General features: G+C 66.0%; 13 protein-coding genes and 1 riboswitch. Of the genes, 12 read left to right on the plus strand and 1 reads right to left on the minus strand.

What is annotated here, in order from left to right:
- Positions 1 to 92 precede the first annotated feature (92 nt).
- From HU735_RS05650 to HU735_RS05675, 6 genes are all read left to right on the plus strand, one after another.
- Complete coding sequence (locus HU735_RS05650; RefSeq protein WP_186712745.1) at positions 93 to 1,148, plus strand: DUF2066 domain-containing protein; 1,056 nt, start codon at positions 93 to 95, stop codon at positions 1,146 to 1,148.
- Positions 1,149 to 1,159: 11 nt separating this feature from the next.
- Positions 1,160 to 2,233, plus strand: coding sequence for an AI-2E family transporter (locus HU735_RS05655; RefSeq protein ID WP_186712746.1), 1,074 nt, complete (start codon positions 1,160 to 1,162; stop codon positions 2,231 to 2,233).
- A 187-nt stretch (positions 2,234 to 2,420) separates the two neighbouring features.
- A complete protein-coding gene (hda, locus tag HU735_RS05660) occupies positions 2,421 to 3,125 on the plus strand; it encodes a DnaA regulatory inactivator Hda (protein ID WP_050704543.1) in 705 nt (234 codons plus the stop codon).
- 125 nt (positions 3,126 to 3,250) lie between these two features.
- A complete protein-coding gene (locus tag HU735_RS05665; RefSeq protein ID WP_050704544.1) occupies positions 3,251 to 3,886 on the plus strand; it encodes an NlpC/P60 family protein in 636 nt (211 codons plus the stop codon).
- A 146-nt stretch (positions 3,887 to 4,032) separates the two neighbouring features.
- On the plus strand, positions 4,033 to 4,566 hold the full coding sequence (locus HU735_RS05670; RefSeq protein ID WP_186712747.1) for a C40 family peptidase: 534 nt from the start codon (positions 4,033 to 4,035) through the stop codon (positions 4,564 to 4,566).
- Positions 4,567 to 4,707: 141 nt separating this feature from the next.
- On the plus strand, positions 4,708 to 7,278 hold the full coding sequence (locus HU735_RS05675) for a DUF6543 domain-containing protein (protein ID WP_186712748.1): 2,571 nt from the start codon (positions 4,708 to 4,710) through the stop codon (positions 7,276 to 7,278).
- Between the two features lie 11 nt (positions 7,279 to 7,289).
- Here the strand turns inward: HU735_RS05675 and HU735_RS05680 are convergent, their stop codons facing one another.
- Complete coding sequence (locus HU735_RS05680; protein ID WP_186712749.1) at positions 7,290 to 7,868, minus strand: hypothetical protein; 579 nt, start codon at positions 7,866 to 7,868, stop codon at positions 7,290 to 7,292.
- Between the two features lie 153 nt (positions 7,869 to 8,021).
- Positions 8,022 to 8,241: riboswitch (cobalamin riboswitch) on the plus strand.
- Positions 8,242 to 8,349: 108 nt separating this feature from the next.
- On the opposite strand from HU735_RS05680, the gene cobO reads away from it, so the two are divergent.
- The 6 genes from cobO to HU735_RS05710 are packed head-to-tail and all read left to right on the plus strand — an operon-like array spanning position 8,350 to position 14,241.
- A complete protein-coding gene (cobO, locus tag HU735_RS05685; RefSeq protein ID WP_028690903.1) occupies positions 8,350 to 8,961 on the plus strand; it encodes a cob(I)yrinic acid a,c-diamide adenosyltransferase in 612 nt (203 codons plus the stop codon).
- The gene (locus HU735_RS05690) at positions 8,958 to 10,253 is read left to right on the plus strand and encodes a cobyrinate a,c-diamide synthase (protein ID WP_186712750.1); all 1,296 of its coding nucleotides are present in this window, start codon (positions 8,958 to 8,960) and stop codon (positions 10,251 to 10,253) included. Before cobO ends, HU735_RS05690 begins: the two co-directional genes overlap by 4 nt.
- A complete protein-coding gene (bluB, locus tag HU735_RS05695) occupies positions 10,250 to 10,900 on the plus strand; it encodes a 5,6-dimethylbenzimidazole synthase (RefSeq protein WP_186712751.1) in 651 nt (216 codons plus the stop codon). The genes HU735_RS05690 and bluB overlap by 4 nt, the downstream gene beginning before the upstream one ends.
- Positions 10,897 to 11,805, plus strand: a complete 909-nt coding sequence (gene cbiB, locus HU735_RS05700; protein ID WP_186712752.1) for an adenosylcobinamide-phosphate synthase CbiB — start codon at positions 10,897 to 10,899, stop codon at positions 11,803 to 11,805. Before bluB ends, cbiB begins: the two co-directional genes overlap by 4 nt.
- A complete protein-coding gene (gene cobD, locus HU735_RS05705; RefSeq protein ID WP_186712753.1) occupies positions 11,798 to 12,790 on the plus strand; it encodes a threonine-phosphate decarboxylase CobD in 993 nt (330 codons plus the stop codon). The genes cbiB and cobD overlap by 8 nt, the downstream gene beginning before the upstream one ends.
- The gene (locus tag HU735_RS05710) at positions 12,787 to 14,241 is read left to right on the plus strand and encodes a cobyric acid synthase (protein ID WP_186712754.1); all 1,455 of its coding nucleotides are present in this window, start codon (positions 12,787 to 12,789) and stop codon (positions 14,239 to 14,241) included. Before cobD ends, HU735_RS05710 begins: the two co-directional genes overlap by 4 nt.
- Position 14,242: the final 1 nt, after the last annotated feature.

The following is a 14,242-nucleotide window of genomic DNA, read 5'->3' on the forward strand; positions in this document are numbered from 1 at the left end:
GGCCGGCAACGCGGAGCATTTTTCGTGGTTGCGCGGTCACAGCCGACAGGCAAGGGCGTGTCGCCCCAAGGTCATCTGGACAGGAATCCTCAATGCGTCTTCTCAATTTCCTCGCGTGTGCCTGCCTGGCTGTGGCCGGCACCGTCGCCCAGGCCGAAACCGTCTCTGGCTTGTATCAGGTGCGCGAACCGGTCGAAGGGCAGGGCGGCGAAGCCCGCGCCCAGGCCACCGGCAAGGCCCTGGATACCTTGATGCTGCGCCTGACCGGCGATCCCAAGGCGGCGCAGAACCCGGCATTGGCCGCCCTGCGCAAGGACCCGCAGCAGATCATCAACCAGGTCGGTACCGAGGCCGGGCCGCCGGAGTCGGTGCTGGTCGAATTCGACCCCGGCAGCACCGAGCGCGCCCTGCGCCAGGCCGGCCTGGCGCTGTGGGGCAGCAATCGGCCGTCGATCCTCGGCTGGTGGTTGAACGACAGCGTCGAGGGCAGCAGCCTGGTCGGCGATGGCCAGGCCGTCGCCGAGCCCCTGCGCCGGGCCGCCCAGCACCGCGGCCTGCCTCTGCGCCTGCCGTTGGCCGACTTGCAGGAGCAACTGGTAGCCAATGCCAAGTTGCTCGAAGGCAATGACCCGGCGCCGCTGCACGAGGCCTCCGAGCGCTATGGCGCCGATGCACTGCTGGCGGTGCACGCCCACGAGGCCGACGGCAAATGGCAGGGTAAATGGCAGCTGTGGCTGGGCGACCAGCGCGAGCAGGGCAGCGCCGAAGGCGCCGACCAGGCGGCCCTGGCCGATGCCGTGCTGCTGGCGGTGAGCAACCGCCTGGCGCCGCGTTACGTCACCCGTCCCGGCGCCAGCAGCGACCTGCAGGTGCAGGTCCAGGGCATGAACCTGGCGCGCTACGCCGAGCTGAGCCGGGTGCTCGAGCCTTATGGCGCGCGCCTGCAGATGGCTGATGGCGGCACCCTGACCTACCGCGTCAGCGGCAATCGCGAGCAGCTGCGCGCGCAGTTGAGCCTGGCCAAGCTCCAGGAACTGCCCGCCGAGCCTGTGCCCACCACGCCTGTGCCGAGCACGCAGGACCCGGCCGGCGCGACGCCGCCGGCCACCGCCGCCAAGCCGTTCGACGGCCTGCGTTTTCGCTGGTAAGGAATACTTGAATGATTGATATGCGTCGCTGGATCTGGTTGGGCGCGGCTTTTGTGATCGCCGTGCTGCTGTACTTCCTGCACAACATCCTCTCGCCGTTCCTGGTGGGCATCCTGTTGGCCTACCTGGCAGACCCGCTGGTGGATCGCCTGGAGCGGCTCGGCCTGTCGCGCACCTGGGGCGTGGTGGTGGTGTTCAGCCTGTTCACCCTGATCTTCCTGGCTCTGCTGCTGGTGCTGGTGCCGATGCTGGCCAAGCAGCTGCTGCGCCTGTACGAGCTGGCGCCGCAGATGCTCGACTGGCTGCAGCATGTGGCACTGCCCTGGGTGCAGAGCCGCCTGGGCCTGGCCGATGGCTTCTGGAAGTTCGACAAGATCAAGGCTGCCATCGGCGAGCACATGGGCCAGACCACCGACATCGTCGGCGTGCTGCTGTCCCAGGCCACCGCTTCGAGCCTGGCGCTGATCGGCTGGCTGGCCAACCTGGTGCTGATCCCGGTGGTGGGCTTCTACCTGCTGCGCGACTGGGACCTGATGATGGCCAAGCTGCGCAGCCTGCTGCCGCGCCAGCGCGAGCCGCAGGTGGTGGGGCTGGCCGGCGAGTGCCACGAGGTGCTGGGGGCCTTCGTGCGCGGGCAATTGCTGGTGATGCTGGCGCTGGGCGTCATCTATTCCACCGGCTTGATGCTGGTGGGCCTGGAGCTGGGCCTGCTGATCGGCATGCTCGCGGGGCTGGCGGCGATCGTGCCGTACATGGGCTTCATCATCGGCATCGGCGCGGCACTGGTCGCCGGGTTGTTCCAGTTCGGCGGTGAGCTCTACCCGATGTTGGGCATCGTCGCGGTATTCATGATCGGGCAGGCCCTCGAAGGCATGGTGCTGACACCGCTGCTGGTGGGCGACCGCATCGGCCTGCACCCGGTGGCGGTGATTTTCGCGATCCTGGCCGGCGGCGAGCTGTTCGGCTTTACCGGGGTGTTGCTGGCGTTGCCGGTGGCGGCGGTGATCATGGTGCTGTTGCGGCATGTGCATGACCTGTACAAGGAATCGGACATGTATGCCGGGGAGATCGACCCGGAGCTATGACCGATCGCTCCCATGTCCGCCTGGCTTTCGTGGGAGCGGGCTTGCCCCGCGATGCTTGTAAAGTGGTGCAACTGATTGATTTTACTTGCGCTATTCCCCTCGCCGATTGTGCCGTCAGCGCTGCGGGTATAGACTTTGCACACTGTTCATCAAAGGCCCCCTGTGGTCCCCGCGACCGCCCGCGAGCATGAAACCGATCCAGTTGCCCCTGGGTGTGCGTCTGCGCGACGACGCCACCTTCATCAACTACTACCCCGGCGCCAATGCTGCGGCACTGGGCTATGTCGAGCGGCTGTGCGAAGCCGATGCCGGCTGGACCGAAAGCCTCATCTACCTGTGGGGCAAGCAGGGCGTGGGCCGCACCCACCTGTTGCAGGCCGCCACCCAGCGTTTCCAGCAGTTGGGTCAACCCGCTGTCTATCTGCCCCTGGCGCAACTGCTCGATCGTGGCGTCGAACTGCTCGATCACCTCGAACAGTACGAGCTGGTGTGCATCGACGACCTGCATGTGATTGCCGGCAAGGCGGACTGGGAAGAGGCGATGTTCCACCTGTTCAACCGCCTGCGCGACAGCGGCCGGCGCCTGCTGCTGGCGGCGTCCAGCTCGCCACGGGAACTGCCGATCAAGCTGGCCGACCTGAAATCGCGGCTGACCCTGGCACTGATCTTCCAGATGCGCGGGATGTCCGACGAGGACAAGCTGCGTGCCTTGCAACTGCGCGCCTCGCGCCGTGGCCTGCACCTCACCGACGAGGTCGGCCACTTCATCCTCACCCGCGGCACGCGCAGCATGAGCGCGCTGTTCGACCTGCTCGAGCGCCTCGACCAGGCGTCCCTGCAGGCCCAGCGCAAGCTGACCATCCCGTTCCTCAAGGAAACCCTCGGCTGGTAACCCTGAGAACACGGTGCCAGAGCGTCAAAACGGAAAAGTCACATCTTTTTCGATAAAATTTGCAAATGGGTCCGATAGAAGGCATAGTTTCCCCCTTCTAAAGGACTACAGACACGGTCGTGCCCATGCTGAAGCGCTTCGCACCCCTCGTGCCACTTGCACTTGTCACCCTACTTTACGGCTGCGCCTCCACTGGCCCGGTCGAGCCTTCGCAGGACCACCGCGTGGCCACCGAGCAATCGGTCAAGGCCAAGGCTTCCGCCTCTTCCGTATTCACCGAGGAAGAGCTGGCCAGCGAAGACGACCTCGACGCCTTCTCCAGCAACGGCAAGCCTTATCAGCTGCCCGTGCTGGCCGACAGCATTCTCGAACGCGGCATGGCCCTGATCGGCACCCGCTACCGTTTCGGCGGTACCTCCGAGAAGTCCGGCTTCGACTGCAGCGGTTTCATCGGCTACCTGTTCCGCGAAGAAGCGGGCATGAACCTGCCACGCTCGACCCGCGAGATGATCAACGTCGACGCGCCAAAGGTCGCCCGCAACAAGCTCAAGCCCGGCGACCTGCTGTTCTTCAGCACCAACGGCCGTGGCCGCGTCAGCCATGCCGGCATCTACCTGGGTGACAACCAGTTCATCCACTCCAGCAGCCGCCGCAGCGGTGGCGTGCGCATCGACAGCCTGGGCGATCGCTACTGGAGCAAGACCTTCATTGAGGCCAAGCGCGCGCTCGCCATGGCGCCGACCACGATCTCGCGCAATTGATTTGATATCAAAATGCTGTAACCTCGCACGGCGGCGTAGCTGAAAAGCTCGCCGCCGTGCGCATTTACAGAAAGCGTCTAATCTAAATTCTCAATTCTTTTTACCTTCGGCCGTGGCCGTCGGGTTCTCGACAGGACGTTCGCATCATGGCGATGTTGGCGCGCTTCGCATTCCTTTCCCTGGTGGCCCTGCTTGCGGCCTGCTCCAGCCGTGCACCTGCGCCGGCGCCCATGCCCAAACAGCCGATGGTGTTCAATCAAGCGCCTTCCTCGCCTGCCGCTGACGATGTGCTGTTCCGCGCCATCGGCCTGGTGGGTACGCCGTACCGCTGGGGTGGCAACACGCCGGATTCCGGATTCGATTGCAGCGGCCTGATCGGCTATGTCTACCGTGACGCGGCGGGCATCAGCCTGCCGCGTTCGACCCGCGAGATGATTGTCATGCGTGCGCCGAACGTAGATATCAATGCGCTGCAGTCGGGCGACCTGGTGTTCTTTGCCACCAGCGGTGGGTCGCAGGTCAGCCATGCCGGCATCTACGTCGGCGAAGGACGCTTCGTGCACGCGCCGTCGACGGGCGGCACCGTGCGCCTGGACTACCTCTCCAACACCTATTGGTCCAAGGCCTACCTGCAGGCCAAGCGGGTGCTGCCGCCGGGGCATCTGGCGCAGAATCCCTGATAGCTGATGACCTTTCGCCAAGCCTGTGTCACTGGGTTTGGTGAAGGGAAGTGCTGTGCTCTCCCTACAATTTTCTACCGCTCCTCCTCCCGCCCGTTGCGCCAGGATGCCCGTCCCATAACGACATCCCAGGAGCGGGTCATGACCACGATCAAGGAGCGCGTAGAGCGCAGTCTCGACGCATTGGAGGCAGGGCGGCCGCTGGTACGCCTGGTGGACGAAATCGTCCGCGAATTCCCCGATCCCTATGTGCTGGCAACCCAGCACGCGCAGCGCATCGTGCTAAAGCACACCGGCAAGCCAATCGATCCACGGTTCATCTGGTGGCATCAGTTCGGCACTGCCAGCACCAGCAGCCGCAGTTTCACGGGGTGGCAGCACAGCGGGCCGCCGTTGAAGTCGATGACCTTGACCGAGCTTGTGATCAAGCGCTTCGATGCCCACTTCCAGGAGGCACCGGACGAGCTTGATCTGTACGGTGGCTTCTATCTGCAGGGGCGGCAGGCCAATCACTTCGATGAACGCAACGAAGTGGCGATGCTTGGCAGCAAGGTCCAGGAAGACCTGTGGGCGTTGGACTTCGCGATAGCCTATCGCGCCGACATCACGCGATTCTGGAACACCTATTCACAACATTTTCGTGTCCTGGCCAAGGTCAACCTGTTGGGGCAGGGGAGTATCGCCTTTCGCGCAGGGCGAATCAGCGAGAGTGACTGGGCTTCGTTGCGGGCAATGATTGCCGACGGGTTGGCTGCCGGCGTGCTGCCGACGCTGGACGCGCTCAAACAGGGCAGTTCGACAACGCCCTTTTCGGTCTTGCGCTACGTGCTGGATCAAGGCGATCGCGGTTGCCTCTACAGCTTTGTGGTGGGCAGCGGTCGTACGCTCCTCTATCGCCCCTGGGCAAGCGAGGCGTTCAAGAGTTTCGCATCGGAGCAGGATCTGGCTGGGTGGCTACGCGGGCAATTGCAGGATCCCGCCACCCTGGCCAGCTATGTGGCAGCTGCCCACACCGATGCCCGTGACCCTTCGCGTGCCCACTCGGTCAGGACGCATCTGCAAAGTATCGCCAACAGTGCGAACGATGAGGCGGCGCTGGTGTTGCTCGGTTATCTGAAGCGGCCGATCAGCATCGACCTCTTTACCTATCTGGCCAATCAGGCCACCACCGAGATGAACGACAACGCCACGGCGATGCTGGACAACGCCCAACTGCGCAAGGCGATGTGGAGTGGTTATCTCTCGGCGTTCATCAAGGTATTCGGTGGTTTTGCGCCGCTCGGTTGGCCGATGACGTTGATGCTGCTGGGGGCCAGCCTGGGCAAGGTGGGGTTGGATATCGATGCCGCCTTGCATGCCGCCGACGAGCAGAGCCGCAAGAGTGCATTGCGCGATGCCATGCTCGACAGCCTGTTCGCGGCCTTGAACATGGTCGATCTGGGGTTTCAGTCGAGTTTTGCCGCCTTGGCCCATGACGTGCCGTTCGATGGGTTGGATGGCAACCTGGACCAGTGGCAGGTGTCGCAGTCCGCCACCTTGCTGGTCGAAGGGCGGGAGAGCAACGAGCTGCTCAGTGGTGAGCAGGTGACCTCCGGGCGTTTGCGTGGCATCAGGCTGGGCAGCGATGGCAGTTGCTGGATCGTGCTCAATGGTTTGTCGTACCGCGTGCGGTATGACCATGAGCTGCATACCTGGCTGGTTGTGCCGGCCCATAACCCGTTTGCTTTCGGCCCTCTTTACCCGGTACGGCTGAACGAGGCGAATGAGTGGGAGTTGCTGGTGCCGCCGCGGTTGGTCGGGGGTATGCCGCCTGCGGTGGTGGGCATGTACAGCACCAGGTCGAGGTTCTGGGACCTGCATCTGGTGGTGGATGATGTACGCAGTAAGGTGTTCTCCGCCAATGCACTGCGCCGTCAGAAAACGCTGCTGCAGGCCCATCCGATTCCCGTGCTGGAGCAAGACCAGGTGCCTGGTGTGGACGCCAATGGCCTGGATTGCGTGCTGGTCGACGGTCGCCTGCAGTACTCCTATCGCTATGATCGCGAATACTACAATTCCCTGATCGAGTACTACACCAGCGACGAGTCCAAGGTGAACGATGTGTTCCGCTCAGGGACCTACCGGTACGACGATGAGGATGATTACATTCAAGCATTGGCCGATACCCTGGACGAGCTGCCCGAGAGTAACGAGGTGAACCTGTATCGTGGCGGGCATGGTTCCCGGGGTACGAGTGGCCAGCATTATCGCAATGGCCAGTTGCGGGTAGGGGATGTGCTGGTCAATACCGACCTGACCTCGTTTACCGAGAACCCTTACAAGGTCGCCGAGTTCGCCTCACAGCCTTCGATGAGTGCACCGGGGCACCTGCGGGGCGTGTTCGACGATACGTCGGTGGTGTTCGAACTGCCCCTCGGCCGCTACCAGGAAGGTACGCCGATCAGCGCATTCTCGCTTTACTGGGACGAAGGGGAGACCCTGTTCCTACCTGGCCACTACTTCCGGATCGACAATCTGGAGCAGGTCTACGGTGAGCACTATCGTTTCGTCCATGTCACGCTCCACCAGGTGCCCAAGCCTGCTGCCGGGCCTGTCTACGACCTGCGCACCGGCCTGTTGTTCGACGAACAGGCCTACAAGGCGCGCTTCAGGACACCTGGACTGGCAGAGCGTTTCTTTCCCGTCGACCCGCCGGCTGCAACCGCCAACTGAGGCGACGGGGATCACGCCTGCTTGAGCAGCAATGCCACCCCGGGATAGTACTGCCCCAGTTCGTTGTGCAGCTTGCGGTAGGCATACGGGAAGTACCAGGCAATCGCGCAGGCCGTATGTTTCTGCAGGTCGTCCACCAGGTCCTGCAACTCCTCGGGGCTGGCGTGCTGGCCCGCCTTCCACGGCGTGACGAACAGCGCCCCGGCCTTGAGCTGGCTGCCATAGGCGATCGGCTTGGCCAGGGTGGCGGTTTCCTGCAGGGCCGCAGTCAGGTCGAGGCGGGCGATACGCGGCCAGCGCTGGCCGGCGTGCAGGTGCAGCGACTCCTCGGCGCTGCTGATCGACAGGTCGCAGCGCCCGTCGCGCTCGCCCTCGTCGCGCTGCTTCTTGCTCATGTGCCGTTCCAGCGCCACCAGCTCACCCTGCCAGGCGGCGGCTGCGAGCAGGCCGACGTTGGCGGCGGTGCCGTGCCAGTAGGGCGCCTCGTTGTCGCCCTGCAGCTGGTTGAAGCGGTCGATACAGTCGACCCAGCGTTCGAGGGCCGGGCGCAGGAACTCCAGGCGCGGGTTGTTGATGATCAGGCCTTGCATGCTGCGCTCTCCTTGTCATTGTGATCGAGGTCAGCCGAAAAATGGTGGCTATGTGATATCACTGCTTTCAGTGTGGCACAAGCTGGCGGATCGGCCATTGATCCAGGCCAGATCGGCCCTCGTTCGATTGACGCTCCCGATTCAACCCTCTAACCTTCGCGGCGTGTTTCAGGTGCCCTGCGAGCCGCGGTTCGGCAGGGTGAAACTGGGAAGCCGGTGGGCGCCAGCAGGCGCGAGTCCGGCGCTGCCCCCGCAACGGTAGATGAGTCGAAGGTTACGCAAGGCCACTGGATTTCCAAGTCCGGGAAGGCGCGTGGCCAGGGCCTGCGCCCGCTCATGAGCCCGGAGACCGGCCTGTCACTGCCAAACGGCATCACGGAGGGTGATGCGCGGTGCGATGTGGCTGTTGCCATGCCCCTGCGCGCTCCTCGTCTGCCTGCCTTTTATCTGTCGCCGCCGCGACAGCCTGCGGAGACCCCTGATGAGCGAATCCATCGAACGCGACGAACGTCACCTGGCGCGCATGCAGCGCAAGAAGGCGATCATCGACGAGCGCATCGCCAATTCCCCCAACGAATGCGGCCTGCTGCTGGTGCTGACCGGCAATGGCAAGGGCAAGAGCAGCTCGGCCTTCGGCATGCTCGCTCGCGCCCTGGGCCATGGCATGCAGTGCGGCGTGGTGCAGTTCATCAAGGGCCGCAACAGCACCGGCGAGGAGCTGTTCTTCCGTCGATTCCCCGAGCAGGTGCGCTATCACGTGATGGGCGAGGGCTTCACCTGGGAAACCCAGGACCGCCAGCGCGACATCGCCGCCGCCGAGGCTGCCTGGGCCGTGTCGCGCCAGTTGCTGCAGGACCCGTCGATCCAGTTCGTCGTGCTCGATGAGCTGAACATCGCCCTCAAGCACGGTTACCTGGACCTGGATCAGGTGCTTTCCGATATCCAGGCGCGGCCGCCGATGCAGCATGTGATTGTCACCGGTCGCGCCGCCAAGCCGGAAATGATCGAGCTGGCCGACACCGTCACCGAGATGGGCATGCTCAAGCACGCCTTCCAGGCCGGTATCCGCGCGCAGAAGGGCGTCGAACTGTGAGTGAGTCGCGCCAGTGTCCCGCCGTGCTCATCGCGGCCCCGGCCTCGGGCCAGGGCAAGACAACAGTCACCGCCGCCCTGGCCCGTTTGCACCGCAACCTCGGGCGCAAGGTGCGGGTGTTCAAGTGCGGGCCTGACTTTCTCGATCCGATGATCCTCGAGCGTGCCAGCGGCGCGCCGGTCTACCAGCTCGACCTGTGGATGATCGGCGCCGACGAGAGCCGCCGCCTGTTGTGGGAAGCGGCGGGCGAGGCCGACCTGATCCTGATCGAGGGCGTGATGGGCCTGTTCGACGGCACGCCGTCGAGCGCCGACCTGGCGCGCCATTTCGGCGTCCCGGTGCTGGCGGTGATCGATGGCACGGCCATGGCCCAGACCTTCGGCGCCCTGGCCCTGGGCCTGGCACGCTACCAGGCCGACCTGCCGTTCGCCGGGGTGCTGGCCAACCGGGTCGGCAGCCTGCGCCATGCGCAACTGCTCGAAGGCAGCCTGACCGAAGGCCTGCGCTGGTACGGCGGGTTGTCCCGTGAGCGCGGCATCGAGCTGCCCAGCCGTCACCTGGGTCTGGTCCAGGCCAGCGAATTGAATGACCTGGATGCACGCCTGGATGCCGCCGCCGAAGCGCTGGGCGCCAGTTGCGATGCCACGTTGCCGCCACCGGTCCGTTTTGCCGGGCCTGAGCCTGTGAATGTAACTGCGTCGCTGACCGGGGTGCGCATCGGTGTGGCCCGTGATGAGGCCTTCGCCTTCACCTATGGCGCCAACCTCGACCTGCTGCGCGGCCTTGGCGCGCAGCTGGAATTCTTCTCGCCGTTGCATGATAGCGAGCTGCCCGTGGTGGACAGCCTCTACCTGCCCGGTGGCTACCCCGAGCTGCATCACCAGGCGCTGGCCGCCAACGTACCGATGTTGGAAGCGATTCGCGCCCATCATGCCGCCGGCAAGCCATTGCTGGCCGAGTGCGGCGGCATGCTCTACCTGCTCGACGCACTGACCGACGTGGCAGGCGAGCGCGCCGCGCTGCTGGGCCTGCTGCCGGGCGAGGCGACCATGCAGAAGCGCCTGGCGGCCCTGGCCCTGCAGGCGGTCGAGCTGCCCGAAGGCACCCTGCGCGGCCACACCTACCACCATTCGCTGACCAGCACCGAGCTGGCGCCGATCGCCCGCGGCCTGAGCCCCAACGGTGGGCGGGGCAACGAGGCGGTCTATCGCCTGGGGCGCCTGACCGCCTCCTACGTGCACTTCTATTTCCCCTCCAACCCCGACGCGGCGGCGGCGCTGCTGCGACCATGAGCCGACACGCCTACAGCGACACCGAGCGCCAGGCCATCTACCGGGCCATTGGCGAGCGCCGCGACATGCGCCATTTCGCCGGGGGCGAGGTGGCCCCCGAGTTGCTCGGGCGCCTGCTCGCCGCCGCCCACCAGGCGCCCAGCGTGGGCCTGATGCAGCCATGGCGGTTCATCCGAATCAGCCAGCGAGCCTTGCGCGAGCGGATCCAGGCGCTGGTGGAGCAGGAGCGGGTGCGTACCGCCGAGGCCCTGGGCGAGCGCTCAGACGAATTCATGAAGCTCAAGGTCGAAGGCATCAACGACTGCGCCGAAGTGCTGGTGGCCGCGTTGATGGACAAGCGCGAGGCGCACGTCTTCGGCCGTCGCACCCTGCCCGAAATGGACTTGGCCTCGTTGGCCTGTGCCATCCAGAACCTGTGGCTGGCGGCACGCGCCGAAGGGCTGGGCATGGGCTGGGTTTCGCTGTTCGATCCCCAGGCCCTGGCCGAGCTGCTGGGCATGCCCGCGGGCGCCAAGCCCATGGCGGTGCTGTGCCTGGGGCCGGTGACCGAATTCTATCCGGCACCGATGCTGGTGCTGGAGGAGTGGGCCGAGCAAAGGCCCTTGAGCGAGATGCTGTACGAGAACCATTGGGGAGAACGTCCATGAGCGTGGCCTTGCTGACCGTGGCGGGCGTGGCCCTGGATGCGTTGCTGGGCGAGCCGCGCCGGCGTCATCCACTGGTGGGCTTCGGCAACTTCGCCTCGCGCCTGGAACAACGTTTCAACGCCGGCGGGCGCGGTTGGCGCAGCCATGGCGTTACCGCGTGGTTCCTGGCGGTGGTGCCGCTGACCCTGCTGGCACTGATCCTGTCCTGGCTGCCGTACATCGGTTGGTTGGTGGACGTGCTGGCGCTTTACTGCGCCCTGGGCCTGCGCAGCCTGGGCGAGCATGTGCTGCCGGTGGCCCAGGCATTGCGCCAGGGGAACCTGGCCGAGGCGCGGCGGCGCGTCGGTTACCTGGTCAGTCGCGAGACCCGCGAGTTGGACGAGCCTGCCGTGGCCCGGGCGGCCACCGAGTCGGTGCTGGAAAATGGCAGCGACGCGGTGTTCGCCGCGCTGTTCTGGTTCGTCGTGGCCGGTGCGCCGGGGGTAGTGCTGTATCGCCTGAGCAATACCCTGGATGCCATGTGGGGCTATCGCAACGAACGCTTCGAGCGCTTCGGCTGGTGTGCGGCGCGCATCGACGATGGGCTGAACTATATTCCCGCCAGGCTGGTGGCGCTGACCTATGCGTTGCTGGGCAAGACCCGACTGGCCCTGGCCTGCTGGCGCAACCAGGCGCCGCTGTGGGACAGCCCCAACGCCGGCCCGGTGATGGCGGCGGGGGCCGGCGCCCTGGGCGTGGAGCTGGGCGGCCCGGCGGTGTATCACGGTGAGCTGCACGAACGACCGCGCCTGGGTGAAGGGCCGATGGCCGACGCCGATGCCATCGAGCGCGGTTGGAGCCTGGTGCAGCGCGGCGTGTGGCTGTGGGTGCTGTTGATCTGCGTGGGAGCCTATCTGAATGCTTGAACACGGTGGCCGCCTGCTGCGGGCGGTGAAACAGTACGCCATCCCACGGGAGCAATGGCTCGACCTGTCCAGCGGTATCGCGCCATGGCCTTACTCGATACCGCCGATTCCGCTGGAGGCCTGGGCCCGTCTGCCGGAGACCGAAGACGGCCTGGAGGCGGCGGCGCGGCAGTACTACGGCGCGCAGCCATTGCTGGCGGTGGCCGGTTCCCAGGCGGCGATCCAGGCCTTGCCGTACCTGCGCCCGAGCGGGCGGGTCGGGGTCCTCTCGCCTTGCTATGCCGAGCACCCGCATGCCTGGGCACGTGCAGGGCACACGCTGGTCGAGCTGGACGAGAGCAAGGTCGAGGACGTGCTCGACAGCCTCGACGTCCTGGTGCTGGTCAACCCCAACAACCCCACTGGCCACCGGGTAACCCGCGAGCGCCTGTTGGCCTGGCATGCGCGCCTGGCCGAGCGTGGTGGCTGGCTGCTGGTGGACGAAGCCTTCATGGACAACACCCCCGAACACAGCGTGGTCGGGCAGGCCGGGCAACCGGGCTTGATCGTGTTGCGCTCGTTCGGCAAGTTCTTTGGCCTGGCCGGTGTGCGGTTGGGCTTTGTCGTCGCCCAGATGGATGTACTGCGGCGCCTGGCCGAGACACTCGGGCCCTGGACCGTCAGCGGCCCGACCCGTGTGCTGGGGCAGGCCTGTTTCGCCGACGACGCGTTGCACCAGGCGCAGATTGCCCGTTGCGCCCAGGCCAGCCAGCGCCTGGCTTCGTTGCTCGACGACGCAGGCCTGCCACCCAGCGGCGGCTGCGACCTGTTCCAGTACGTGCGTGATGAGCGCGCCGCGCACCTGCATGATTTTCTCGCCCGCCGCGGTATCCTGGTGCGCCTGTTCGAGCAGCCGCCCGCGCTGCGTTTCGGCCTGCCCGCCACGGCCGCCGACGAACAACGCCTGGCCCAGGCCCTGGCGGACTACCAGAAGGAATCGGCATGACCACCCTCATGGTGCAAGGCACCACCTCCGATGCCGGCAAGAGCACCCTGGTTACCGCCCTGTGCCGCTGGCTGCTGCGCCAGGGCATCGCCGTGGTGCCGTTCAAGCCGCAGAACATGGCGCTCAACAGCGCCGTGACCGCCGACGGCGGCGAGATCGGCCGCGCCCAGGCGGTCCAGGCCCAGGCTTGCCGGCTGGCGCCGCACACCGACATGAACCCGGTGCTGCTCAAGCCCAACAGCGACACCGGCGCCCAGGTAATCGTCCATGGCCGCGCGGTGACCAGCATGAACGCCGTCGCCTATCACGACTACAAGGTCGTCGCGATGCAGGCGGTGCTGGCGTCCCACGAGCGCCTGAGCGAAGCCTACCCGGTGGTGATGGTCGAAGGCGCCGGTTCCCCGGCGGAGATCAACCTGCGTGCCGGCGACATCGCCAACATGGGCTTCGCCGAGGCGGTCGACTGCCCGGTGATCCTGGTGGCCGACATCAACCGCGGCGGCGTGTTCGCCCACCTGGTCGGCACCCTGGAGCTGCTGTCGGCGAGCGAACAGGCGCGGGTCAAGGGCTTTGTCATCAACCGTTTCCGTGGCGACATCGCCTTGCTGCAGCCGGGCCTGGACTGGCTCGAGCAGCGCACCGGCAAGCCGGTGCTGGGCGTGCTGCCCTATGTCACCGACCTGCACCTGGAGGCCGAGGACGGGATCGATACCCGCCAGGGGGCGAAGGGCGAGCGCGTGCTCAAGGTGATCGTCCCGGTGCTGCCGCGGATCAGCAACCACACCGACTTCGACCCGCTGCGCCTGCATCCGCAGGTGGACCTGCAGTTCATCGGCCCGGGCCAGCCGATCCCGCCCGCCGACCTGATCATCCTGCCAGGCTCCAAGAGCGTGCGCGGCGACCTGGCGCAACTGCGCGAGCGTGGCTGGGACACCGCCATTGCCCGGCACTTGCGCTACGGCGGCAAGCTCATCGGTATCTGCGGTGGCCTGCAGATGCTCGGCGAGCAGGTGCATGACCCATTGGGCCTGGAAGGGCCCGCCGGCTCCAGCGCGGGCCTCGGCCTGCTGGCCTACAGCACTGTGCTGGAGGCCGAGAAGCAGTTGCGCAACGTGGCCGGCACACTCGGTCTCGAGCAGGCACCGGTGTCGGGTTACGAGATCCATGCCGGGGTTACCCACGGCCCGGCGCTGGAGTGCCCGGCGGTGCAACTGGCCGATGGCCGTGCCGACGGGGCCATCAGCGCCGACGGGCAGATTCTTGCCACCTACCTGCATGGCCTGTTCGAGGGCAGCCAGTCGTGCGCCGCGCTGCTGCGCTGGGCGGGTCTGGCCGAGGTGCAGGCCATCGACTACGAGGCCCTGCGCGAACGCGATATCGAGCGCCTGGCCGACCTGGTCGAGCAGCACCTGGACACCGCGCGCCTGCGCCAACTGTGTGGAGTCGCCTGAC

It is taken from the genome of Pseudomonas sp. BW16M2 (assembly GCF_014268865.1).
Taxonomy (GTDB): domain Bacteria; phylum Pseudomonadota; class Gammaproteobacteria; order Pseudomonadales; family Pseudomonadaceae; genus Aquipseudomonas; species Aquipseudomonas peradeniyensis.